At 60.9% G+C, this 25,001-nt stretch carries 22 protein-coding genes and 1 pseudogene; 11 read left to right on the top strand and 12 right to left on the bottom strand.

From position 1 onward, the window contains the following. The first annotated feature begins 1,348 nt into the window (after positions 1–1,348). Positions 1,349–3,235 (top strand): phosphomethylpyrimidine synthase ThiC, encoded by a 1,887-nt coding sequence (gene thiC / locus JNK74_16605; protein MBL7647805.1) that lies wholly within the window; start codon positions 1,349–1,351, stop codon positions 3,233–3,235. Positions 3,236–3,629: 394 nt separating this feature from the next. Here thiC and JNK74_16610 read toward each other — a convergent pair whose 3' ends face one another. The 4 genes and pseudogenes from JNK74_16610 to JNK74_16625 all read right to left on the bottom strand — a co-directional run bounded on the left by JNK74_16610 (position 3,630) and on the right by JNK74_16625 (position 5,617). After that, a complete protein-coding gene (locus JNK74_16610) occupies positions 3,630–3,902 on the bottom strand; it encodes a hypothetical protein (protein MBL7647806.1) in 273 nt (90 codons plus the stop codon). Positions 3,903–4,074: 172 nt separating this feature from the next. Then, the gene (locus JNK74_16615; GenBank protein MBL7647807.1) at positions 4,075–4,452 is read right to left on the bottom strand and encodes a hypothetical protein; all 378 of its coding nucleotides are present in this window, start codon (positions 4,450–4,452) and stop codon (positions 4,075–4,077) included. A 232-nt stretch (positions 4,453–4,684) separates the two neighbouring features. Then, complete coding sequence (locus JNK74_16620) at positions 4,685–5,293, bottom strand: hypothetical protein (GenBank protein MBL7647808.1); 609 nt, start codon at positions 5,291–5,293, stop codon at positions 4,685–4,687. 150 nt (positions 5,294–5,443) lie between these two features. Further along, a pseudogene (locus tag JNK74_16625) lies at positions 5,444–5,617 on the bottom strand (type II secretion system protein). Between the two features lie 251 nt (positions 5,618–5,868). Between JNK74_16625 and JNK74_16630 the strand changes: the two are divergent. From JNK74_16630 to JNK74_16660, 7 genes are all read left to right on the top strand, one after another. Further along, positions 5,869–6,618, top strand: coding sequence for a biotin--[acetyl-CoA-carboxylase] ligase (locus JNK74_16630; GenBank protein MBL7647809.1), 750 nt, complete (start codon positions 5,869–5,871; stop codon positions 6,616–6,618). A 92-nt stretch (positions 6,619–6,710) separates the two neighbouring features. Next, entirely contained in the window at positions 6,711–7,178 is a 468-nt protein-coding gene (locus JNK74_16635; GenBank protein ID MBL7647810.1) for a DUF1569 domain-containing protein, read from the top strand. An 83-nt stretch (positions 7,179–7,261) separates the two neighbouring features. Continuing rightward, positions 7,262–7,879: a L,D-transpeptidase family protein gene (locus JNK74_16640; GenBank protein ID MBL7647811.1), complete on the top strand. Its 618-nt coding sequence runs from the start codon at positions 7,262–7,264 to the stop codon at positions 7,877–7,879. A gap of 86 nt (positions 7,880–7,965) precedes the next feature. After that, a complete protein-coding gene (gene serB / locus JNK74_16645) occupies positions 7,966–9,189 on the top strand; it encodes a phosphoserine phosphatase SerB (GenBank protein ID MBL7647812.1) in 1,224 nt (407 codons plus the stop codon). Between the two features lie 74 nt (positions 9,190–9,263). Next, complete coding sequence (locus tag JNK74_16650; protein MBL7647813.1) at positions 9,264–10,118, top strand: hypothetical protein; 855 nt, start codon at positions 9,264–9,266, stop codon at positions 10,116–10,118. A 156-nt stretch (positions 10,119–10,274) separates the two neighbouring features. Then, positions 10,275–11,255 (top strand): tRNA dihydrouridine synthase DusB, encoded by a 981-nt coding sequence (gene dusB, locus JNK74_16655; protein ID MBL7647814.1) that lies wholly within the window; start codon positions 10,275–10,277, stop codon positions 11,253–11,255. Between the two features lie 85 nt (positions 11,256–11,340). Continuing rightward, entirely contained in the window at positions 11,341–12,171 is an 831-nt protein-coding gene (locus JNK74_16660) for an alpha/beta hydrolase (protein ID MBL7647815.1), read from the top strand. Positions 12,172–12,202: 31 nt separating this feature from the next. Here the strand turns inward: JNK74_16660 and JNK74_16665 are convergent, their stop codons facing one another. The 4 genes from JNK74_16665 to JNK74_16680 form a co-directional block, all read right to left on the bottom strand. Beyond that, the gene (locus JNK74_16665) at positions 12,203–13,411 is read right to left on the bottom strand and encodes a glycosyltransferase (GenBank protein MBL7647816.1); all 1,209 of its coding nucleotides are present in this window, start codon (positions 13,409–13,411) and stop codon (positions 12,203–12,205) included. Positions 13,412–13,435: 24 nt separating this feature from the next. Continuing rightward, entirely contained in the window at positions 13,436–15,229 is a 1,794-nt protein-coding gene (locus tag JNK74_16670; protein MBL7647817.1) for an SLC13 family permease, read from the bottom strand. A 155-nt stretch (positions 15,230–15,384) separates the two neighbouring features. Then, entirely contained in the window at positions 15,385–15,843 is a 459-nt protein-coding gene (locus tag JNK74_16675) for an Rrf2 family transcriptional regulator (protein MBL7647818.1), read from the bottom strand. Positions 15,844–15,927: 84 nt separating this feature from the next. Then, a complete protein-coding gene (locus JNK74_16680; GenBank protein ID MBL7647819.1) occupies positions 15,928–17,643 on the bottom strand; it encodes a sodium:solute symporter family protein in 1,716 nt (571 codons plus the stop codon). Positions 17,644–17,840: 197 nt separating this feature from the next. Here JNK74_16680 and JNK74_16685 point away from each other — a divergent pair, with 197 nt between their 5' ends. After that, complete coding sequence (locus JNK74_16685; GenBank protein ID MBL7647820.1) at positions 17,841–18,170, top strand: cupin domain-containing protein; 330 nt, start codon at positions 17,841–17,843, stop codon at positions 18,168–18,170. Between the two features lie 9 nt (positions 18,171–18,179). On the opposite strand, the gene JNK74_16690 is transcribed toward JNK74_16685, so the two are convergent. Then, on the bottom strand, positions 18,180–18,569 hold the full coding sequence (locus tag JNK74_16690) for a DUF423 domain-containing protein (protein MBL7647821.1): 390 nt from the start codon (positions 18,567–18,569) through the stop codon (positions 18,180–18,182). A gap of 113 nt (positions 18,570–18,682) precedes the next feature. Then, on the bottom strand, positions 18,683–19,189 hold the full coding sequence (locus tag JNK74_16695) for a BrxA/BrxB family bacilliredoxin (protein ID MBL7647822.1): 507 nt from the start codon (positions 19,187–19,189) through the stop codon (positions 18,683–18,685). A 220-nt stretch (positions 19,190–19,409) separates the two neighbouring features. On the opposite strand from JNK74_16695, the gene JNK74_16700 reads away from it, so the two are divergent. Together JNK74_16700 and JNK74_16705 are read left to right on the top strand one after the other, a co-directional pair. Further along, positions 19,410–21,794, top strand: coding sequence for a response regulator (locus tag JNK74_16700; GenBank protein ID MBL7647823.1), 2,385 nt, complete (start codon positions 19,410–19,412; stop codon positions 21,792–21,794). Between the two features lie 22 nt (positions 21,795–21,816). Beyond that, positions 21,817–22,530: a ComEA family DNA-binding protein gene (locus JNK74_16705; GenBank protein MBL7647824.1), complete on the top strand. Its 714-nt coding sequence runs from the start codon at positions 21,817–21,819 to the stop codon at positions 22,528–22,530. A gap of 103 nt (positions 22,531–22,633) precedes the next feature. Here the strand turns inward: JNK74_16705 and JNK74_16710 are convergent, their stop codons facing one another. Next, on the bottom strand, positions 22,634–23,350 hold the full coding sequence (locus tag JNK74_16710; GenBank protein MBL7647825.1) for a hypothetical protein: 717 nt from the start codon (positions 23,348–23,350) through the stop codon (positions 22,634–22,636). 125 nt (positions 23,351–23,475) lie between these two features. Then, complete coding sequence (locus tag JNK74_16715; protein MBL7647826.1) at positions 23,476–24,942, bottom strand: radical SAM protein; 1,467 nt, start codon at positions 24,940–24,942, stop codon at positions 23,476–23,478. Positions 24,943–25,001: the final 59 nt, after the last annotated feature.

Raw genomic sequence — 25,001 nt, forward strand, 5'->3', positions numbered from 1 at the left:
TCGCTCCACCCTGGGCTACGATATGCCGCCACTTCGTGGCTAAGAAGAGAGCTTCTATAAACTCTTTCAGACTGCTATCGTTTGCAACTTAAGGGTAAAGACAAGAGTTCCGCTTGGGAATGCAGTGCCCGAAGCTCTGCTTCGAAATCGGGGCGGCGGATCCCATGGTCGTTTTCATGCTGCTTGTGGGACGGGTCGTGAACCCGAGGCGTGTGCTGCGTAACGGCGCGGCTGTGGAGCTCCGGTATATACAAGGTGTTGGACATCATCATGACCCCTCGCGTGGAATCTGGTCGACGCTACGCACCTGAAACACTAAACGCACCCCTTTGAAAGTACTATATTCGCGGGCGGAGAGTCTTCAAGGGTATCGTCAAGCGTTACGCTCTGTGGTCCAATTCCGGCGACTGCTTCGTCTTGCCAGGACGCCACCGGCGATACAGTCCGACGATCAGGAATGCTATGAGTACTCCTAAGAAGCCCCCCAACGCAGAAGAACTCCAGTGTCGGATTGACTCAGTCAGTGTCTTGCCCAGCCATATATAGTCGAGGCCCAAGGCGAGTAGCAGTGGGCCCAACGGTGCGGCCAATATCATCAGGATTGCGTGTCGCACATAGCTTCGATTCTGGTCCATGTTCCCTACCTCCGCGTAATGCCCGATTCAGTTGAATTTCCCTCAGACCCCCTATGATTGCATCCAGTCCGTTTGAGGTCAAGTCCTTACAATGGTCCCTGGATATTGAAGTTTCTGTCGTTTTAGGCTCGTTCCCAAGCTGAGCTCTTGTCTTTGCCCATATGTTTCGCGAGATAGGAGTCTATTGTTTTAGTCCCGAAGGGACGTCATATCGTCGTTCGCCGCGGCGAATGGAGCGAGGCACGAGCGAAGCCCTGGGTATTGTGGAGAAATTTCATTAGCCCCAGCGGGGCGGCATAGAAGAAGCGGGAAATCCATCCCCGGTCTACTGTGCCATCCCTTCGGGATTCAATGTTTTGGGGTCCGGTAACCCAGGGTTCCGCTCGTACCTCGCTCCATTCGCCGCGGCGAACGACGATATGCCGCCACTTCGTGGCTAATCCGATGCACTCCTGTATTCTGCTGCAGTGTCGTATCCTTAAGACCTTGTGGATAATGACAAGAGCTCCGCTTGGGAACGAGGGGCACCCTTCAAAATCCCCATAAACATTGACTCTCCCGCCCGCCGAGTGCCATCATTAGGGTCCCAGGCTGGGCAGCGGTGGAATACCCTGTCCAGACCACCTGTTCCCTTTACACATACACACGCCCGTCGGCCGCTAACTCAGCCGCCCTGTAGCGTTTACGCATACCCGAATCCGGAGGTTCCCCCCATGGCTGTTTCGCCCACTGACTACCAGGTTTTCGCCGAAGGCCAGGAAGAAGCCCGCATCACGCGCAAGCCCTTCCCGAACTCGAAAAAGATCTATGTGGAAGGCTCCGACCCGTCGATTCGGGTGCCCATGCGCGAAATCACGCTGTCGCCCACGCAGGCGGGGCGCAACAACGGCGTGGCGGGCATCAACCCGCCCGTGACGGTCTATGACACCTCCGGGCCCTACTCCGATCCCGAGATCGACATCGACGTCCGCAAGGGCCTCGACCCCGTTCGCCTGAAGTGGATCCTGGAGCGCGGCGATGTGGAGGAGTTGCCCTCCATCACGAGCCTCTACGGCCTGAAGCGCGAACAGGACCCCGCGCTGGAGAACCTGCGCTTCCATCGCTCGCGCAAGCCGCTGCGGGCGAAGGCGGGCCAGTGCGTCACCCAGATGCACTATGCCCGGCGCGGCATCATCACGCCGGAGATGGAATACATCGCGATTCGCGAGAACGAGCGCCACGAGCTGGCGCTGGAGATGCTCAAGGAGCAGCACCCCGGCCAGAACTGGGGCGCGAACACGCCCAAGGCCATCACGCCGGAATTCGTGCGCGATGAAGTGGCCCGGGGCCGCGCCATCATCCCCGCGAACATCAACCACCCCGAGCTGGAACCCATGATCATCGGGCGCAATTTCCTGGTGAAGATCAACGCGAATATCGGCAACTCCGCCGTCACCAGCTCCATCGAAGAAGAGGTGGAGAAGATGGTGTGGTCCATCCGCTGGGGCACGGACACCGTGATGGACCTGAGCACCGGCAAGAACATCCACGAGACCCGGGAATGGATCCTGCGCAATTCGCCCGTGCCCATTGGCACCGTGCCGATCTACCAGGCCCTGGAGAAGGTTGGGGGCGTGCCGGAAGATCTCACGTGGGACCTCTTCCGCGACACGCTCATCGAGCAGGCGGAGCAGGGCGTGGACTACTTCACGATCCACGCCGGCGTGCTGCTGCGCTTCGTGCCACTCACCGCCAGGCGCATGACGGGCATCGTAAGCCGCGGTGGATCCATCATGGCAAAGTGGTGCCTGGCCCACCACAAGGAAAACTTCCTCTACACCCACTGGGACGACATCTGCGACATCATGGCGGCCTACGACATCAGCTTCTCCATTGGCGACGGACTCCGTCCGGGTTCGCTCTATGACGCGAACGACGAAGCTCAGTTTGGCGAGCTCAAGGTGCAGGGCGAATTGACACAGCGCGCCTGGGCGAAGGATGTGCAGGTGATGAACGAAGGCCCCGGCCACGTCCCCATGCACATGATCAAGGAAAACATGGAAAAGCAGTTGGAGTGGTGCGGCGAAGCGCCTTTCTACACCCTCGGACCGCTTACCACCGATATCGCGCCGGGCTACGACCACATCACCTCCGGCATTGGCGCAGCCATGATCGGCTGGTACGGCACCGCCATGCTCTGCTACGTCACGCCGAAGGAACACCTCGGCCTGCCGAACAAAGACGACGTCCGCGAGGGCGTGGTGACCTACAAGATCGCCGCCCACGCCGCCGACCTGGCCAAGGGCCACCCCGGCGCGCAAATTCGCGACAATGCCCTGAGCAAGGCCCGCTTCGAGTTCCGCTGGGAGGACCAGTTCAACCTGTCGCTGGACCCGGAGAAGGCCAAGAGCTTCCACGACGAAACCCTGCCCGCCGAAGGCGCGAAAATCGCTCACTTCTGCTCCATGTGCGGACCCAAGTTCTGCTCCATGGAGATTACCCAGCAGGTGCGTGATTACGCCGCCAAACTCGGCCTGGCGGACGAGACGGCGGCCATTGAAGAAGGCATGCAGTCCAAGGCGGCGGAGTTCAAGGAAAAGGGCGGCGAGATTTACGCGTAAGGGTGTAAGGAATCGTCGCGATTGGCGCCTCACACTTGGGTCTCGTTACCGCGGTCGCTTCATACTCAACATTCGAACTCAGTCCGGCGTATGTCGCTCAGTCTGCTCTGGGAATATACGAATGGCGGTATCAGAAAGTCGAAAAGGTCTTTGCCAACCCGGGAGCTTACCCCCCTGGCCCCCCGCAAGCGGGGGGAACCCTACTCACCGAAGTGAACCTCTTGGCCCCCCCCGCTTGCGGGGGGGTAGGGGGGGTAGGAACCCGACACTATTTTCAACCACTTCGGGTGAGGCGAAGCCTCATGAATGACTGTCCCGCGAAGCGGAACGGTATGCATTCCCACGGCGGACCGTGGGAACGAGGCGTCGTTTTCACCACACTCGGGACGGCGTCTCAAGTCCATAGCGACACGATACTCCGCAGCACCACGAAGAGGCCCCTGCCCAACCAGAACAGCACCTCGACCAAATCGCCAAGCAGCCAGGTATTCCACCACCAATCCCACAGACACCCTTGTGCTTCGTTCCGCTCCCGCCGCTTGCCCTCCCGCTCCCAGCCGAGGGACGCTTCGGAGCGATAACCGCAGACGTCGCAATCGTCCACCACCCAGACATGGCGCGCGCCGCACTGGGGACAGCGGAATCCTTGACTGCTGCTCAGTGCCATTACAAGCTCTTACTCGTTCGAAGCAAAAAGGGCGCCCTTTCGGGCACCCGATGAACTTCTGAACTGGGTACAACGGCCTGGTTGGTGTAGTTGATGCGGCTCATGGGATGACGTTCCTCCACCGCGTATACCGCACACCTGCGTCGTTTATTCGACGAGATCGATGAGAAACTCAGTCTTCTGAAACCGTCTTGGCGGCTTTCTTCTTCGCGGGTTTTGCCGGCGCGTCGCTTTCTGCCTTGGGTTCCTTGGGCGCCTTCGGTGCCTTGGCGGGCTTGTCCGCCTTCTCCGCCTTGGCGGGTTTCTCGGTCTTGGGCTTCTTTTCCGCTTTAACGGGCGCGACTTCCTCTACGGAGCAATAGATGCTCTTCGTCGCTTCCAGCAGCGCGCCCAGCTTCACCAGACCGAGTTCGCTTGTGTCCACGCCCGCCTTGCCGGCCTTCTTCACGAAGCTCTCCCAGGCTTCGTGGTCCCACTCACCCTTGCGCTTGATAACAAAGTCCCCGGCAAGCGCCAGCACGTCGCGCACGATGTCTTTCTTTCCAGCCATGGTGTATTCTCCTCAAAATGGGGCGTGCCCGGTCCTTTTGCACGCGGTGTGGGGCGCGGCCCCTCGGCATATCGAAGCGGCCACGGGCGGACCCGGCGCCTGCACATCGTGTCCCCAACAACACCCCTTCAGGCACCGGAATCATAATAGCACGATAGGCCAGTCTTCTGACAAGCCTGTCAATAGATTACCGGGGACGGTCCGCGAAGGACCGTCCCCGGTGTTGCGCGGTTTACTGCAGCCAGCCGAAGGGTCCGGCCGTTTCGTCGTAGTTGTACTGAAATTCCGTATACGCCTTGGAAAGGGGGGATTTGCCGGGATACTTGATGAACTCCACATGGCCGTCCAGGTAGAGCACGTTGCCGCCGCCCGGCTTGTGGTTCATGTTGTTGGAGTTTTCAGAGTCGTCCCACATCACAAAAATGGTGCTCGCCGCCTCGGCGCTGCCGCCGGGATTGTTGATGTCCGTGATGAAGAAGCGCTCAAAGCCCTGGCGGATCAACTTGGAGCCGCCAAATTCCTGACTGATGTAGGCAGGGTCGTTGTTCACACCCCAGTTGGTCTGGATATTGGTGAGGATGAAGTTCTTCATGGCCAGCGTGAACGCGGGATTGAAGTCGCCGGTGGTGGGACTCGCGTTGAAGTCGCCCGCGTTGACGCGGGACGGGTCATTCAGCAGCAATTCGTCCGGCCAGTACCAGGCATAGTACAGATACGATTTGTTCTCGAGATCGCAGGCGTCGATGCCCTGTTTCGGGTCGTTGTTCAGGTTGAAGCGGCCGTCATACCAGTCGTCGCCGTCGGCATCCGAGGGGCAGCGCCAGATCAGCACGTCCGTCATGTATTCGGGATAGATCGACGGGCCGTCCGGGCACTGCTGAAACTTGGAAGAGTAGCGGCGATCACATTTTGAAAGGCCCGGCACGAGCGGAGCCCCATTGCGAAATTCGTCCCAGAGGTGGTTGGGGGGATACTTCTCGCCTTTGGATTCTGAAGAGTACATGTAGAAGATCGTACTCATCTGCTTGAGGTTATTCTGGCAACTGGCGCGCCGGGCCGCTTCACGGGCCCGTGCCAGGGCAGGCAGCAGTATGGCCGCCAGGATGCCGATGATGGCGATGACCACCAGCAGCTCGATCAGGGTAAAACCCTTTTTCCGCAACATGATTACTGTCTCCTTTGGATGTATTGCACGATGAAAGTTCGCGGGGTCCGGGGGGATACAGCGTTCCTGCGATAAGAGCACAGGTGCCAGACTACCCGCACGAAAAGCATAGGGGCAGCCTGTTAGCCCCGTGTGTGCCCCCGATTCGATTTCAAATGGGAAACAGGGCAGTGCGGCGCCTTCTCCCCGTGAAATCGTGCTATGATCCCGCCCGTGCAACTGCGGTCCCGTGACGCGCGAGGAGAGTCCCCATTTTTTCATCCACCATTCAGTTCCTGCCGGTCGAGTGGCACGATTCACTGCCTTCGACGAATACGTATCTAATTGAACGCGCAAAAAACGACCCGCAGACGCCCCACGGCGCCGTGGTCGCCGCGCGGGCCCAGACGGCGGGACGGGGACGGCAGCAGCGAAGCTGGATTGCCGCGCCAAACGAGAACATCACCGTGTCGTTCTTGTGGAACGCGCCGGTTGCCCAGGAATATGTGCCCTCCATGGCCCAGGCGATTTCGGTGGGCATCTGCGCGGCGCTGGAAGCCCATGCAGCACCCACCATCAAGTGGCCCAACGATGTGCTGGTCGGCGCTAAGAAGATCGCGGGCATTTTGTGCGAACGCGTGGTGGTCGACGGAAAAACCGTCATTGTCGCGGGAATAGGGCTGAACGTCAATATGGGCCGGGAAGGGGCGGAAGCCATCGAGCAGCCGGCCACCTCGATGGCACTGGAGACCGGGTCTGCGTTTGACACCGAGGCGGTGTTGCAGCGGCTGCTCGATGCACTCGTCGGGCCCCTGAACGCCTGGGCGGGCCAGGGATTTGCCGGTATTCGCGACGCCTACCTGCGGCGCAGCGCGGCGGTGGGAACGCCCTTGCGTGTTCGCGACGGAGAGAAGCACACGGCGGGAATTTTCCTGGGCTATTCGGAGCAGGGAGCCCTTGTGCTTCGACTGGACAACGGGGAGGAGCGTGTCTTCTATTCGGGCGATGTTTCGGGCTTATGATGTCGCGAGCTGTCGCGTGTAGTTTTTCCATGCACACCCGGACCTGATACCATGCCGACCAAGAGGCCCATTGCCCGCAAGGAGCTTTCCCTATGAAGACTTTTGATCGCCCATTCTCCGAGGCGCTGTTGTCTCGTCTTGAATCGCTGCGGGACGATGCCGAACCCCGATGGGGCAGCCTGACACGCGGTCAGCTTATCGCCCACCTCGCCAATGCACTGCGCTACACGATGGGCGAAGGCCCGGAGTTGCCCTTCAAGGGAAGCCTGATGTCCCGGACAGTTATCAAGTTCCTCATATTGAACGGTATCAAGGAGATTCCCCAGAATATCCGCCTGCCACGCCCCAAAGAGATTCCGAAGGAGCAGTGGTTTCAGGAAGGGGCGATGGAGACCCTGCGGGAGGCAGTCGACGCCTATTTCGCCGCCGAAACTGCGGGCAAACTGGTCACCCGGATTCATCCATTCTTCGGTCCGCTTAGCCCGGAGGAATGGCGCAAGCTTCACTACCGGCATTTCGTCCACCACCTGAAGCAATTTGGTATCGATGGAGGCCTGTAGTTTAGGCGGGGACACGTGACTATCATCGGATTATCAGTCGGTGCGCTCACGTCGGGGTTCTACTTCAACACAGGGAAAGCATCGTGCAACATATGTCGGGTAGAAAGACCGTCGGCGATCACCAGGCGGAGTTTGGCGATGCAGCGCGGGCGCGGATGAGACCCGCCTTCGAAGCGGCGGGTGTTGCGTATCCGCCAAACGCCGTGGTGCTGGTGGCCTATAAAGACGTCCATACGCTCACCCTTCACGGCGCCGATGCGTCCGGCGTGCAGCGGGTTATCGCCACCTATCCGGTGCTGGGGCTGAGCGGCGAATTGGGGCCCAAGTTGCGCGAGGGGGACCGCCAGGTGCCCGAGGGTGTCTATCGGATCGAGGGCGTCAACCCCAACAGCAACTACCACGTATCCCTGCGCCTGAACTACCCCAACAACTTCGACCTCCAGAAAGCCGCCGCCGATGGACGACGGGACGCGGGCAGCGACATCTACATTCACGGCGGAACGGCGTCCGTCGGGTGCCTGGCGATGGGGGACACCGCCATTGAAGAGTTATTCATCCTCGCGCTGGATTGTGGCATAGAAAAGTTTCGCGTGATAATCGCCCCATGCGATCTCCGCCTCAACCAGCCGCAAGTGGCGGGCGCTCCCGCATGGCTTCCGGAATTGTACAGGCAGCTCCAGGCCGCCATGAAAGGGCTCTAATCGCCCAGATTCTTGCAATATTCGGGCCTTCCCGCGTAGCATAGGGGTTGCAACCCACCTCCAAATCTCCAGCGCGAAGGCAACGCATGCACGAAATATTCCTGATCAGCGTCAACGGCGTGGATCGTCCCGGCGTAACCCATTCCCTCAGCACCATTCTCGCGGCCTATGACGTGACCATCCTCGACATTGGCCAGGCGGTCATCCACAAGATGCTCTCCCTGGGTATGCTCGTGCGCGTTCCGGAGGCGGCCCATTCGTCACCCATTCTCAAGGATCTTCTCTTCAAGGCCCATGAGCTGGGCATTCACATTCAGTTCGACCCTATCTCCCCCGAGGAATACGAACACTGGGTCAAGCAGCAGGGCAAGGCGCGCCACATCATCACGCTCCTCGGCGAGCGCCTCGAAGCGTCGCACATCGCGGCGGTCACCGAGGTGCTCGCGGCGCACGGCCTCAATATCGACATCATCCACCGCCTCTCGGGCCGTATCCCCCTTGAAGTGCAGGCCGAAACGCCCTATGCCTGCGTCGAAATGTCCGTACGCGGTATCGCCGACGACGCCGACGCGCTCCGCGCACGATTCCTCGAGCTTTCTCACGATACGGGCATCGACATTGCCTTCCAGGCCGACGACCTCTACCGTCGCCATCGCCGTCTGGTGGCCTTCGATATGGACTCGACCTTGATTCAGACGGAGGTTATCGACGAGCTCGCCCGGGCGGCCGGCGTGGGGGAGGAGGTCTCCGCGATCACCGAGTCGGCCATGCGCGGCGAGATGGACTTCAAGGAAAGCCTGCGCAAGCGACTGGCGCTGCTCAAGGGGCTGGACGTTTCCGTCATGGCGGAGATCGCCGAGCGCCTGCCCCTCTCCGACGGCGCGGAACGCCTCCTGAAGATGCTCAACCAACTCGGCTACAAGACCGCCATTATCTCCGGCGGCTTCACCTACTTCGGTGAGTACCTCCAGAAGAAACTTGGCGTGGACTATGTCTTCGCGAATGAACTGGAAATCGTGGACGGCAAACTCACCGGCGGCGTCGTCGGTGCGATTGTGGATGGCGAGAAGAAAGCCGAGTGCCTTCAGGCGCTCGCCGCCCGGGAGGGTATCAGTCTCCGGCAGGTGGTTGCCGTGGGCGACGGGGCGAATGACCTGCCCATGCTGCGCCTTGCCGGTCTGGGCATCGCATTCCGGGCTAAGCCGTTGGTGGTCCAGAGCGCGAAACACGCCCTGAGCACGGTGGGGCTCGACGGAATTCTCTACCTGATTGGCGTGCGCGATCGAGAAGCCACGACTATGGACAACTGACAACGAATTCGAAGGATTGCTCCGATCCGTCTGATCGGTCTGATCCGTCCGATTAGCCTTTCCAGGAGCCTGCCGTGATTGAGATTCCACTCTGGCTAAGCCTGCTGGCCATGGCGGCGGGGAGCTTGCCGGGCTTCTTCTACGGAAAGCGCCTGCACGCCCGCGGCTTCGACATTGCCGCACGAATCAGAGTTCGTGACTGTCCGCTGATTCCTGTCGCCCTCCTGCTTTTTGTGGTGGTTCACGTAGTCACTTCCACCGTGCTCGGAAAGCCCCAGATCGGCTGGCCCCTTCCCGTGTTCATAGAGTACCACCTCACCGCGACGCTGTGGGTGCTCAAGCTAACCTTTGTGACCTTCGGAATGAGTTCGGTGACCGTGGCAGGCATCCTTCAGGGACACGGCTCCCGCTGGACCCTCCTGATTTTCAGCATCGCGGCCATCGTGGCCGTGGAAGGTCTGGCGCGTTTCAGCGCTCGACCCAATCTTGAAGAAATGACCGTTCGCGAGTCGGACGGCGTCGTACTGCAGTCGAATCCCTCCACCTGCGCCGCCGCGGCCTCCGCCAACATCGCGCGTCACTTTGGCATCGACGCCACCGAGGCCCGCATGGTGGAGTTGCTCCATACCACCTGGGCGGGCACTTCACCCGCACAGATGGTCTATGGTTTCCGCGCTCTGGGACTGTACGCTACCAAAGTCCAGCACCTCGACCGCGATCTGGCGAAGGTCAACCCACCCGCCGTGCTGCTCGTCGATGTAGGCGATGAACCCGATGCCCACGCCGTGGCCTACATGGGGCGCAAGGGGGACCTATTCGAGATTTGGGACCCTGGCTCCGGTCGCGGCGAAGTGCCGCTGGGCACGATCCAGCAACGCTGGCGAGGGAGGGCGATTGAGGTGAGCCAGCCCGCCGGCAAGGCAAAGTAGGACAGATACGACGGATAGGACCGATAGAGCAAATCGGTCCTATCGGACCTATCCGTCGTATCGATCCAATTTGCCCACTGTCAACTTCGCCGGGCTTTCTGCTATAATTTCCTCACGCAGCCGCCAGCAAACCGCACTTAACCCCAAGTAATCGCCATGAAAATCGGTCCCATCGACATCGACAAGCCCCTTTGCCTCGCGCCCATGGAGGACGTCTCCGACGTGCCCTTCCGCCGAATCTGCAAGGAACAGGGCGCGGACCTTGTTTTTACCGAGTTCGCCAATTGCGAAGCGATTATTCGCAATGTGAAGTCGACCATGGAGAAAATGGAAGTGCATGAGGGCGAGCGCCCCGTAGCGATCCAGCTCTATGGCAGCGGGGAAGAGTCCCTGGAGCAGGCGGCGGCCATCGCCCAGGCGGCCGGTCCCGACTGGATCGATATCAACTGCGGTTGCTGGGTGAAGAAGATCGCCATGCGCGGCGACGGCGCGGGACTCCTGCGTGACCTGAAGAAGTTTCAGGCCGTCGTCGAATCCGTCATGCGCGGCACCGATCTGCCCGTCACCGTTAAGACCCGCCTCGGCTGGGACGAGAACAGCTTCGTCATTCTCGAAGTCGCCCAGATGCTCGAAGCCGTCGGGGTGCAGGCCCTTACCGTGCACTGCCGTACCCGGAAGCAGGGCTATACCGGCAGCGCCGACTGGGCCTGGCTCCCGCGCATCAAGGAAGCGAGCAAGATTCAGCTTATCGCGAACGGAGACATCGCCACGCCCGAAGATGCGAAGGCCTGCTTCGACCTCGGAGTCGATGGCGTGATGATTGGCCGCGGCGCCATCCACAGCCCCTGGATCTTTCGCTACATGCGCCACTATCTCAATACTGGTCAACACTTGCCCGAGCCCACGCTGGAGGAACGCATCACCATGTGCATCCGCCACCTGAAAGATTCCGTGGACTATCGCGGCGCGCGGGGTGTGCCGGCCTTCCGCCGCCACTATGCCGGTTACCTCAAGAACGTGCCCAATATCGCCAACCTCCGCAAGGACCTAATGGGACTGATGGAAGTAGAGCCCATCGTGGATCGACTCAATCGCTTTCTTGATGAGCACAACGCCGATACCGATCGGGCCGCGTGAAGAGGCCCATTGACGCGCCTGCATTTTGCAGGATCCCGCGTGGAACAGGGAGCGCTGATCCGCCATGGCTTTCGGACATCGTCGCATGATTCTCCTGCTCGCAAAGCTGATTTACCTTGCGCTCATTGCCCTGGTGCTGTTCAGCGCTGGACTGTACTTCGCCCAGGGGAAAATCATCTTCCTCGGCACGCGCGAGGTGGAGCGCGACCCCGGCGATGCGGGACTGGATTTTGAAGAGATCCGGCTGCCGGTGTCGGGCTATGAGACCCACGCCTGGTACGTCCCACTGCAGAATCATCGGGGGGTGGTTCTTTTTTCTCATGGCAACGCGGGCAATCTCTCCGGGCGACTCGAATCCATCGGCCTCCTTCGCAGCATGGGATTTTCTGTACTCGCCTACGACTACGGCGGCTATGGTTACAGCACCGGCACCCCGTCTGAAACTCGTTGCTATGCCGATATCCGGGCCATGTGGAACTATCTCGTCACAGCTAAACACATTCCCGAAAAAGAGATAGTGCTCTTCGGCCGATCACTCGGAGCCGCGCCTACGGCGGAATTGGCCCAGTCCGTCACGCCCGGCGCCGTCGTCCTCGAAAGCGCCTTTCTCTCTGTGCCCGATGTGGCAAAGAAGATGGCCATAGTCGGTCGCCTCACCTGGCTCATTCGCCATCGCTTTGAAAACAAAAACAAGATGGCGAAGTTCACCAGCCCCCTGTTGGTCATTCACAGCCCGGATGACGAGGTCATCCCGTTTGAGCATGGTCAACGCCTGTTTGAGCTGGCCCCTGAGCCCAAGACCTTTCTCGAAATCAGGGGCGACCACAATCTGGGCTTCGTCATATCAGAGTCCGTGTATCGACCGGGATGGGAAGCTTTCCTGGCCAGCGCGGGATTCCCGGCGGCGAAGAGCTAAATCCATAAGAACGCGACCAGCTACGGCGCTCTTACTCCCCATAGATGCCCTTAAGCAAGCCCGCTATCTCCTCCAGCCGATGCCGGTACGTATGCTCCCCGAGAATCCGCTTTCTCGCCCGCGCCACAATCTCTTTTCGCGCCTCGGGCCGCCCGGCAAACCATCGCAACTGCTCCCGGGCCTCCTCCAGCGTGTTGTACACCGCCACCTCGCTTTCCACATCAAACAGCTCCGCCAGTGACGCCTGATTGTCGGTCAGCAGGAACCCACCGGCACCAGGACAGTCAAAGACGCGCTGATTGACTGCCGAGGTCATCTGGATGCTCGTGGAATTCAGATTGACCCTGCAGTCGCGATAGAAGGGGGCCAGCTCCTCGTTGTAGCCAAGTCCCGGACCCCAGTTCATCGTGACGGCCCGCCAATCCTCGTCACCGCGCACCACCAGGCCCTCGGGAGCAAGTGCCTGTACCAAGTCTCTCCGAAGTCGGCGGGTCCCTTCGATGAAGAACACCAGTTCCGCGCGACGCAGGTCTTCCGCGTCAAAAGACGCCGCATGAGGGCCCAGCACAGCCTCCACACCCGCGGCAAAAAACGTGCGATTCACCCGCTCCTCAGCGAAGGCCTGATTTACCGCAGCCAGAAGGGCGGGACGCGCCCGCACCGCCTCCCACTCGCGTTCCGCGTAGTCCACCATGGAATGGGCGACAAAAGCCGGGGGATGACTCGACTCCGCTGCCGACGGAATCAGAAACACGCTCTCGTCCAGCGCCAGGGGCAGGGTCTTTACGGCGGCAAAGCCACACTTCGACAGATAGTCGCTATACGCGGCCTCCCAGGTCAGCGCCACGGCATAGTCCGACGCAAAATCCGAACGGCCCATCAGGATGGTCCGCGGATCATCCACAAACCAGGTGGCGTGCGGCACCTTAAGGTCCGCAAAAAAGCGCGCCAGCATACCATCGACATCCATGCCGCTGAGGTTGATGGAGAGAATGAAATCGGGACGCACTTCCACGAGCGTTTGAAAGAAGCCCTGAAGCAGCTCACGCGACATATGCCCCTGCATCGTGACCTGCGCCTTTGCCACCTGCCACCCGAGTCGCTCCGCCGCCGAAGCGCAGGCCTGGTCGATCCAGTAGTGGCTCTCCAGAATCAGTACCCGTACGGGCCGCCGGGCAAATTTGGCATAGGCCATGTGCTCGGCGAGAAAGGGGGAGATGTTCAGGCGCGGTGCGTTCATGGCGCTTATCTTAGCAGAGGCCCGCTAGAAACCCCATACCAGCGGGGCAATCGCCGTGACTACAATCAGCACCAGAAGGTTCAGCGGAACACCCAGCTTCAGATAATCCGAAAAGCAGTAGCCGCCGGGGCCATAGACCATGAGGTTCGTCTGATAGCCAAAGGGAGTCGCGAAGCTGGCCGAGGCCGCCAGCATGATGGCCACGATGAAAGGGGTCGGATTGACGTCCAGCGTTTCCACTGCGGACATCGTAATTGGGAAAACCAGCACGGCGGCGGCGTTGTTGGTGATCAATTCCGTGATGACGGACGTTACGGCAACGACAATGAAGAGCACCATCCAGGGGGAGCCGCCCGCCAGTCCGATCAGATACTCGGCCATGGTCCGGGCCGCGCCGCTCTGTTCAAGGGCCAGCCCCAGTCCCAACGCCGCGCCGATTACCAGCAGCACCGACCACTCAATGCTCCGCCGGGCTTCCTCTCCCGTGCAGCACCCGGTGAAGAGCATCAGTCCCGCCGCGATCAAGGATGCGTTCAACATGGACATGAGCTCGAAGGAGGCAAGTCCAATCATGCCTATCAGTATGGCGATGGCGATCCACGCCCGATGGTGGCGGCGCGGCACGGAGTCTTCAATGCTGCTGACAAGATAGAAATCGCGTGTGTTGCCGTGGCGCTCGGGGAAAGACGCATGGCTCTCCAGCAACAGGGTATCCCCCGCCTCCAGCACAATATCGCCCAGCCGGCCCTGAAGCCGGTCGCCGCCACGGGCCACCGCCAGCACCGCCGCCTCATAGTGTTCGCGAAATCGCCCCTCTCGAATGCTCTTGCCGACCAGCGGGCATGAAGGCGCGATCACCGCCTCCACGAGGCAGCGCTGGTCGCGCGGCGCCTGGAGCTTGAAGATTTCCTTGGTCGCAGGGAGGATTCCCGGCATCCGGTGGAGATCCGTTACGGAATCGAGAATGCCGACAAATACGAGGCCGTCATTGGCCTCCAGCACCTCCTCCGGGCCCACGGCCGGGAGAATTCGACCGCCCCGTTGAATCTCCGCCAGATAAAGTCCCGGCAGATGGCGCAGTCCCGCCTTTTCAATCGTCTTCCCAACCATCGGGCCGCCCGCCGCAACCATCACCTCCGCCGTGTAGCGTCTTGATTCGTCGCTCACGTTGATCACCGATTCTCGGGCGGGGAGCATCCGATCCGACACAAAGAAAACGTAGATGAGTCCGACTACCGCCACCGGCACGCCCACCCAGCCTATTTCGAAAAAGCCGATGGGGGTAAGATCGCCGGGGTACGCGGCCACCAGGCCATTGACTACCAGGTTTGTGCTCGTTCCAATGATTGTGCAGGTGCCGCCGAAGATTGTGGCATAGGAAAGGGGAAGTAGCAGCTTGGAGGCGGGGATTCCCGTGCGCTTGCTCAAGTCCTTTACGATGGGGATGAACATCGCCACCAGCGGCGTGTTGTTTAGAAAGCCGCTCAGTCCGGAAACCATGGGGAGGAGGCGCAGTTGCGCCTGCAGCACGGTGCGGGGATGGCCGAGCAAGGGACTCACCAGCCGGTCCAGCGCCCCGGTCGCGACCAGGCCCGCAACCACCACAAAGAGAAAGCCAACGGTCATCAGGCCCGAATTGCCAAAGCCCGCCACGGCGTCATCCGCCGTCGGAAGTTTATCCGTGCCCGTGAGCGCCTGCGCCGTCATCAGCACGCCGATGGCGGAGAACATCACCACCACCGGCGACGCGGTATTCCGGATCAGGGCCGTGAGCACACCGATCACCACAACAACCGTAAGCAGAGCTTCCCATCCCATGGCTCAGTTCCTCCCCAAAGTCTTCGAGGAAGAAGTAAACGGGACCGGCGGCCCATCGAAGAAAGGGTTCGGGAAATTCATTATGCCTGGATACCCTCGTGGGTTTTCCAATCGACCCCATCGGGGTCACGGAGACTCGGTTGATAAAAGCGGACCTAGATTCCCGCGGTGCCGCGGGCGGATTGGCCTTTGTGGGCCTCGTCCATTGCAAGATCATTGATCGTTTGTCCCTCCAGCACCTTCGCCATCTCATCGCGCACGCGCCGGGCAAAGGGACGTATCGCGCAGCTTTCCATGTCCACGCAACCTTCGCAGCACACCGGATTGCGCAGCCGTGCGCAGGTCGTCGGAGCGAAGGCGCCGTCCAGCGTGCGTACGACCGCCGCCAGCGAGATTGCCTCGGGTGCACGGGCCAGCCGGTAGCCACCCGCCGGGCCCCGCCGACTCAACAACAGCCCTTCCTTCCGAAGCTCCGTCAATATGCTCTCGAGAAACTTCGGTGGAATTGGCTCCACCGCGACAATATCGTCCACGGTGACGTAGGTGTCTTCGGCAAAGTGTTGTGCAAGTACGGCCATCGCCCGGAGTCCATAGCGCGCTTTGGAAGAGAACATGGCATAGTTTTCCTACCGGGATTATAGGGAAATGCCGCCACCGAAAGCAAATGCGAATAGATCACGCCGAAAAGGCGGCTCGAATCACTGCCACATGTACCAGAAGCCCAGGATCATGGCGCCCACGCAGGCCCACCCCACAACAAAGCCCACCACCGACTCCCGACTCGGCACGGGCAGATCGAAGCCGTAACCGCGATACAGCACGGCACGCTCGCCGCCTTCCGACTCGACCGGAACCGCGCACGCGGTCAAAATTCGTTCCCCCGGTTGCACGGGGGTTCGTATCAAGCGGTGGAAGCGATCAAGGCGCTCGGGATCGACGGGGGTTGAAAGTGCGCTCGCAACGAACCCGACGGCTGTTGCGGCGGACATATACGCCAGAATCTGCCACGGCAGATAGATGCCGGCCTTGCCATTCTCCACCCAGATAATGCGCCAGCCCTCGGCCTGTGGCAGGGCTTCCGCCCAGGCGACCACCCCCGGCAGGGTGGTGAGCCACCAGACCGTAAAGCCCGTGAGCGTGCTGGCCCAGGCGCCCGCCGCGGTGAAGGGACGCCAGACCAGGCCTATCCAGAAGGCAATGCCCATCATGGGCGCGATCATGAACCAGATTTCCAGCGCCTTGATGACGTTGGGCACCCAGAAGGCGAACAATATGCCGCCAACGACCACGATGACGCTGGTGATGCGACCGACGAGGAGATAGTGTGCGTCGTCGCGCCCCGTAACAAGTGGCCGGTAGATGTTTTGTGTGAAGAGCGCCGCGCTGGAGAGCATATAGGCATCGCAGGAACTCATGACCCCCGCCAGCATTGCCGCGACAAAGAGTCCCAACGCGCCCGGCAGCAACTCCGGCAGAAAAGCCTGGGCCAGATTGCCGTAGAGCTTGTCCGCATCGATGTCTTTCAGCGCCGTGCCATTGTTCATGTACCAGGCCACGCCCGCGATGGCCGTAACGCACCAAGCGATGGTGCAGGCGCGTTTCAGGAAGTTGCCGAACATCATACCGACGCGGCCTTCATATTCCGTCTTTCCCGAGCCGCAGATACCCATGATAAACGGTTGCGCCACGATTCCGACCAAGGCCTGGATTCCCATCATCACAACGAAAAAGAGGGTTACCTTGCCGGGGGCCACGAGGGAAAGCATGTTCGGGTCGTTGATGGTGGTCTTGATGCCTTCGATTCCTCCCGCCGCGTGCATCACAAAGGGCAGGAGCATGAAAGAGAAAATAACCGTCAGGGTCCCCTGAACCGCGTCGGTGACGATAGCGCCCGCCAATCCGCCCGCCGTGCCATAGAGCACAAACAGAAAGGCCGTGATCAGAATCGCCGCGTCGGCGTTGACCGCCTCCCCTGTGCACGCCTCAATCAGTGCCCCGGTTCCCTTGAGCAGCACGCCCGTTTTCACGGTCAGGCTGAAAATGCCCACCACAGCGAAGAGGCCCGCAACGCCGCGGTCGAAGCGCAGCGCGTAAACGTCCGCCGTGGTTACCGCGCGAAAGCGGCGAAAAAGCGGTGCGATAAGCCAGTAGAAAGGGGTTACGAAAAGCCAGGCCCACTGGTACCAGATGCCCGAGAGGCCGGTGCGCGCCGTGCCCGAGGCCACGCTCACCGCCTGATCCGAGGCGGTGCCGGTGCCGAAAGCATTCATCAGCATCATCGCCTTGCCGAACTTACGCGGCATGAAAAACTCGCCCGTCGATTTGCTCCCACGGCCCGCCCAGATTCCGAGCACGGTAACACCGACCAGATAGACCACCAAAACCGCCAGATCCGCTGGATGCAATCCCGACATGCCCGATTCCTCTCTCATCCCAGGGCCCGCACTTCACAGGCACGGCGCTGAATATACCACAGGGTGCGAGAAAGGTCTACCAGGCCGGGATGGACGCCGGGAATAAGCGCTGGTTGCGCGGGGTTAGTAAAGATGTATAATAAATGAATCAAAACAGCCGGAAGCGTCCGGCAGGCACACCGGAAGGAGCAAGGACCATGAACGAACCCTACACCCTGATCAAATCGCTGGCCGCGCAGGTCACCATTCCCGAAGACGGCATCCTCAGCAAACCCGTCTCCACCGACGAACACCTCCGCGCCACGCTCTTTGGGTTGAGCGCGGGACAGGAAATGTCCGAGCACACCACCACCATGGAGGCACTGCTTCAGATACTGGAAGGGGAGGCCGACATCACCTTGAACGATGATGCCCACCATGTTGGAGCGGGGGACTGGATCCGCATGGCGCCCAACCTGCGCCACAGCATCACGGCCACCACGCCCCTCAAGATGTTCCTGGTCGTGCTGCGCGATTCGAAAAGCTAAGGCGGGCCCTCACTCCGCGCTGAGCTGGCGCGCGCCCAGCATGGCGAAAATCCACCCCAGGATAAACGCAACGCCGCCGATGGGCGTGATCGCGCCGAGCCACTTAACCCCGGTTACCGAAAGCAGGTAGAGGCTCCCGGAGAACACCGCGATACCCACGATCCAGGCCCAGGCGGCGCGCCCGGCCCAGGGGCCGCCCCAGAGTCGTCCGGGGGCCAGGGTCAGGGCCAGCAGCGCCAGCCCATGGTAGAACTGGTAGCGCACGCCCACCTCAAAAATGGCCAGCATTTCCGGTGTAAGCCGTTCCTTAAGTCCATGGGCGCCAAAGGCGCCCAGCGCAACGGCCAGGCCACACAAAATACAGGCGGCCCGAAACAGATTCGCGGAACTCGATTTCATATTGGGTACTTCCCGTGGAGCGTTGATGGCGGGGCAACAAAAATGCGCGGTTGTGAGCAAGCCACAACCGCGCGAATACTTTCAGGCGTATGCACCGGCTGGGGCCGGGGGGATTAGTTGCCCTGATAGGGGCTGATGGAGGAGCCGCAGATTTCCACGTGCTCATTGGCGTCGAATACTTCCGGCGGCACGGATGGTCCCTTGCGGGTGCAGGTCTGCTTGAACACCTCGGTCAGGTTGTTCACGATGTCCATGGCGTTCATGCGTTCGATGTGGCGGCGTTCCAGCACGTGTATCGGGGCGCCATCCTTGAAAAGGGCGATGCAGGGCGAGGACGGGGCGATGCCCGTCATGTAGCCGCGCGCCTGGGCCACCGCTTCCTGGTCCATGCCGGCAAAGACCGTGACGAGCTCGTCGGGAATCAGATCGCCCTGGAGCGCCAGGGTCACCCCCGGACGGGCACCGCCCGCGGCACAGCCACACACGGAATTCACAACACACAGAACCGTGCCGGTCGGCTTTGTAAGCACTTCGTCAACCGCTTCGGGCGTGGTCAGGGGGCGTACACCCACATTGGCCAGTTCTTCCCACATCGGACGGACTTGTTCGGGATCATATATCGGGGGCATCGATTTACTCCTTAAGGTGAAATGCACGTTGCGCACGTTTCGACTCAGCTTCTGCCTGACGCATTATAGCACAGGCGCGGCGGCAACATCACGACCCCCGCGCGGTGGCAAAAACTGAAATCCGGGTGCCGGCGTTGCTACACTAGCGCTTCAGGTTCAGCGTCGGCCCGCGCAATAGCGCGTGGAGGCCGGGCAGGTCTCGGGAGTGTCCATGGAACAGCCAGCCGTCATTGTCGCCGAAGGAAAAGGGGGGCGGCGAAACAGCCTCCAGCGCATTCTGGAGGCCCAATTGCCCGACACCCTCGTCCTGGCGGTCACCTCGACGGAGGCGCTGCTGGCGCGCGCGCAAAGCGATGCGCGCCAGTGTCTGGTTATCGACGAGGACTTCTATGGGGCCCCCCATTCACCGGAATCACTGGCGGAAAAGCTCCGCGAGGCCCGATCAACCCATCCCGTGCTCTGGGTACTTGGGCGCGGGTCCGATCCCGGTGCCCGGGACGCCCTGTTCGGGAATGCCCGCGACGATTTTATTCTTCGGCCCATTCGCCCGGCGGAACTTTCCAGGCGTGTCGCCCGTATGCTGGCCATGACGAGCCGCGCCCCGGAATTGCAGCAGGCCAATCGCGTGCTGGCGGCCGTCGTGGAGGAGCGGAGCCACGATCTCTACGAAAGCGATGAGCGCTTCCGCCTGCTCTTCAACGCCTGCATCGACGGAGTTTGCACGGTCGCCCTGGGCGGCGACAAAGAGGGCGACCAGATCATTGAGGTGAACAGCCAACTCTGCCACGCCCTGAACTATCCGCGCGAAGAGATACTCGCCATGCTCCCCAAAGATCTAGTGGACCCCCATCATATCAAGGCGATGAACGCGCGTCTGCGCACGCTGGCGGTGGAGAAGCAATTCTACATCGAAACCATTCTGGTCACCCGCGACGGACAGAAGCTCCCCGCCGCAATCACAGCGCGGCACTTCTCCTTTTCCCGCCAGCCCTACATCATTTTTGTGGTGCATTTCCGGGCGCGGGGCGAAGCCGGCGCGCCCGGCAGCGATCTCGACGATGTCTACCGCACCTACGCCATGCAGACCGGTCAAGTCATGTACGAGTACACGATCCCGACGGACAAACTCCGCCTGAGCGGGGCCAGTCTCCAGATAACCGGGCTGTCTATTGACGTCATGGAATCCATGAACCGGGAAGCCTGTCTCGCGCTCATACACCCCGACGATCGAAAAGAACTGCTCCATCGCATCGCGAAGGCCGCATCCACCCTCGGTGAGTTCCACATGCAGTACCGGATTCGCCACACCTCGGGCGAATACCGCCATGTGGAGGACCTCGGCATTGTGGTGCCGGGGGAGTCCGGCGAGCCCATGAGCATCTGCGGCACCGTTAAGGATGTAACCGACCGCGTGCGGGCCGAGCAGGAGGAACGGATCATGGAGCAGGAGCTCCAGCATTCCAAACGGCTGGAGAGTCTCGGCGTGCTCGCCGGCGGCATCGCCCACGACTTCAATAACATCCTCGCCGCCATTATCGGCCTCACCGACATGTCGATTCAGGAGCTGACCGGGCCGCCCGATGTTGTCGAAGACCTGGAGGAGTCCCTCCGCGCCGCCCACCGCGCAAAGGATCTGGTCAAGCAGATCCTCGCCTTCAGTCGGCAGACCGGGGAGGAGCATACCCCCGTGTACCTTCACGCCGTGGTGCGCGAAGCCCTGGGACTCCTGCGCGCGTCCATTCCCACATCGATCAATATTATCGACAATGTGGATACCGACACCGGCATGGTGCGGGCCAATCCCACCCAGATGCATCAGGTCGTCATGAACTATTGCACCAACGGTGTTCAGGCCATGTCCGAGAAGGGCGGCACCCTGGAGGTCCGGCTCGAAAATGTGGAAATCACCCGCCGCTTCGCCGCCGCCCACCCCAAACTGCACCCCGGCCCCTATGTGAAGCTTACCGTGGCCGACAAGGGGCGGGGTATTGAGCCCGTCCATATGCGCCGGATATTCGATCCCTTCTACACGACCAAGGGGCCCGGCGAGGGCACCGGGATGGGACTCGCCATGGTCTACGGCATTGTGGCCGACCATGGTGGCGCGGTCTTCGTCGACAGCGTTCTCGGCCACGGCACCGAGTTCCACACGTACCTTCCCCGCATTGCCACCACCGATCACGCCGAGGCGGACTCGGTTGATTCGCCGGCCACCGGGCGGGAGTCCATTCTGGTGGTGGACGATGAACGGGCCATCCGCCGTTTTTGCCAGCGGTCCCTGACGCCGCTGGGATACCGGGTCCACAGTACGGGCGAGCCACAGGTGGCGCTGGCGGATTTCAAGCGCGATCCATCGGCCTACGATCTGGTAATCACCGACCAGCACATGCCCGGCATGACGGGGGATTCCCTGGCCCGGCGTCTGCGTAAAGTTCGGCCCGATATCCCCATTATTCTTTTTACGGGATTCAGCAGCGAAATCAGTGAAGAGACCGCGCGCGAGGCGGGCATCGAGGAAATCGTGCCCAAGCCCGTGCTGGCCTCTCAATTGACCATGGCCATCCGGCGAGTGCTGGAGACGGCGCACCGCGATTGACGACACATCGAGAGGGCGGATAGTGAACAAAAAAATGGTGGCCATGGTGGTAGCGACCATCGGGCTGACGCTTGTGGGCATCGCCGCATGGTGGCGCGCGCGGGGGGAGGAGTCCGTCCCGGATTCCGCGTCCGCGCAAGGTGAATCAGGCGAGTCCCTTTCGCCGCTCCCGGGGGAATCCCCGACGCCCCCGGCGGCTGCGCCCGCGAACGCGCCGCGCCTGCCCGCGGCGCTGGTTCTGGTCGAGATACAGGGTGCCGTTGCCGCGCCTGGCGTCTACAGCTTTCCGGGGGACGGAAGGGTTTTCGATGCGCTGCAGAAGGCCGGGGGCGCCCTGAACGGCGCGGAAATCAGGGATATCAATATCGCGGCCCGACTCGTGGATGGAAGCGTCCTTTCCATACCCTACCAGCAGCCGAGTGGCACCGCCTCATTGCCAACCGCATCGGATCTAAATCCCCCGGCCTACACACGTTCCGGATGGACGGGAATGGTCGAAGCCACCGCCACACCCGTCGGGGGAGTCGCTCCCGCATCGCCCTCCGCAAAAATAAATATCAACACGGCCTCCCAGGCCGAGTTGGAAACCTTGCCGGGTGTGGGGGAGAAAACCGCGGAGAAAATCATGCGACACCGGGAGTCTCAGCCCTTTACACAGGTGGATGACCTGGGTTACGTGCAGGGCATCGGCGAGAAACGTCTGGAGACCTTGCGCCCACACGTGACTGTGGAGTAGGTGGAGGGGAAGAAGCTTTTCCTCGGCCCGCGACTGTCCCCAAATAAAGCGCGCGGCCTTCGAAGGTCGAAGGCCGCGCGAAAAGAAGCTATCGTGTGGTGGCTTAGCGCCCCAGTTTCATCAGGTTGCCCCGGCCCATCTTGGTCTTCGGTGTGCCATAGTCAGCGCGGTCGCCAATGTAGTCCCGCTGCGCACTCTCCACCGCGGACTCGCGCGAATCGGCTTTCATTCGGGCCTTGGCGGCCTCATCCCGTGCCTGGCGCGTCTCTTTCGCGTCTTTCAGCCGAATAGCCACCTTCGTGTCGCCCTCAGGCGGATTGTTGTCAATCGCCTTCTGTACGGGGAAGAAATACCAACTGAAGAGGAAATCGCTCCCGTTCCGCGTGAACATATCCGCTTCGATCGCCTCGTTCAAGGCGCCGAGCGACTTGTAATGATTGCGGGGGGGGACGGGTGCGAAGACCAGACCGCGATAGGTGCTTTCACCCAGGGACATGGTGCCTCGGCGCACGCCACGGAGGCCCTGAACACTGCCGACCACCGGGGCGTGGAGATTGCCTTCCACGAACTGGTCGCCGGTATGGTAGAAGAGCGACTTGATGCCCTGATACACCCACTTGTAGGGGCGCAGCGCGGGTTCTTCCTCGTTGCCGAGCGGTCCGCGATAGTTGGACTTGGCGCCGCTCAGCTTGCGGTTCATGTGATAGTAGTCTCGAATAAACGCTGGATCAATCGGGCTGCCGATTCTCGTTTCGTCCGCATAACTCGCGGACGCGGAAAACGCGGCTGCAGCCAGTGCAATGATCGTAAGTACTCTCATGATCTACCTTCCTTGTTCCGTCACTTCTTCCCCAGGCTAAGTTATTTAACCATAGCGCTTATGGTACCCGATAGGCCCGCCAAAAGCAATGGGTTTTAGCATCTTCTGTTAACAGTTTAGGGGCGCTAGTTGTTGCCCGTAAATCCGACGAAGTTTTTACGACCATTTCCAAGAAAATACCCGAAAAAGCTCAATAGTCCGTGGTACTTCGCCTTCACATCGGACCAGGAACTGATATTGACGAACATCCGCCACATCTGCTCGGGGCGCAGATAGAACTTCCTCAGGCCCAGATCGACCAGCTCATTGATCTCGTCCTTGTCGAGCTGGGCCAGGCTGATCGTCGGGGCCTGCTCGTAGTCCGCCGTTACCCAGTCGCGCCAGTCCTCGGGAATCAGTGAGCCCGAGTCCCTGGCCCATTCGTAGTACGAAGTTCCCGGGTAGGCCACCACGCCGGTGAACTGGGCCGTGTCGATTTTCAGCTCTTGAGACATCTTGATCGTTCGCATCGCCGTTTCCCGGGTCTCTTCCGGGCCGCCGATCATGAAGCAGCCGTGGATCCGCAGCTTGGCCTTGGCGGCGTTTTCCGCGAAGGTGTACATCTGGTCCACCGTGGTGCCCTTCTTGACGTTGTTCAGGATCTTCTGGTCACCAAACTCGAAGCCTACACAAAGCATCCGGCAGCCGGAACGCTTCATGAGCCGCAGGGTCTCCAGATCGTTCAAGTCCACCCGGGCATTCGCGCTCCAGGAAAGCTTCAGGTCGCGGCGGATGATTTCCTCGCACAATTCAATCAATCGGTCCCGGGCAATCCGCATCGTCAGGGTGTCGTCTTCAAACATGACTTCCCGCAGTCCCGGAATGATTTTCTTGGCGTGCTCCATCTCGTCCACGACCCGCTTCACGCTGTGGGTGCGGTAGCGGTGGCCGTTCATCACCTGGGGGATCTGGCAGTAGGAGCATCGATAGCGACAGCCCCGGCCGGTGATCGCGGTCACAAAAGGGAACAGCTTCGCGCCGTCGATATAGTCTTTCATGTCCAGGTGATGCCAGGCGGGAAAGGGGAGCTCGTCCAGGTCCTCGATATAGGGCATATCGGGGTTTTCTTTATACGCGCCCCCGTCCATATACGAGACCCCTCTGCACTCCGTCACGGGAACACCATTGGCCAAGTCGCGCAGAATATAGTCGAACTCGTGGCGCGCCACGGCGTCCACGGCCCCCCTGGCCGCGCGCAGGGTCGACTCCGCCTCGGCGGACACGTGGGGGCCCACCATGACGTGCAAGCCACCCACCGCTTCTTTACACAGGCGGGCGGACTCAATATCGGCATAGATGGATGGGGTTGTGGCCTGGTAGACCGTCATGTCGGGCTGGAATGCCCTTAGATGCTTCTCGATGACCTCCGGTGTGGGCATGTTCTTGGCCTGGCTGTCGAGAAAGAGCAGCTCGTGGCCCGCTTGTTCCAGCACCGCCACCGCAGTGGCCAGATAATCGGGATGGCGCTGCACCCGGCCCCGCGAACGGGCGAACCAGCGTGCGGACTTGGTGAAGTCCTTGCCAAACATAGGGTTTAAGACCGCTACCCGCATGTACATGCACTCCTTGCGTGAATTCCCTCAATGAGGATCCGTGTTGCCGTAACGGTAAC

The organism is Candidatus Hydrogenedentota bacterium, assembly GCA_016791475.1.
In the GTDB taxonomy this organism is placed as follows: Bacteria; Hydrogenedentota; Hydrogenedentia; order Hydrogenedentales; family JAEUWI01; genus JAEUWI01.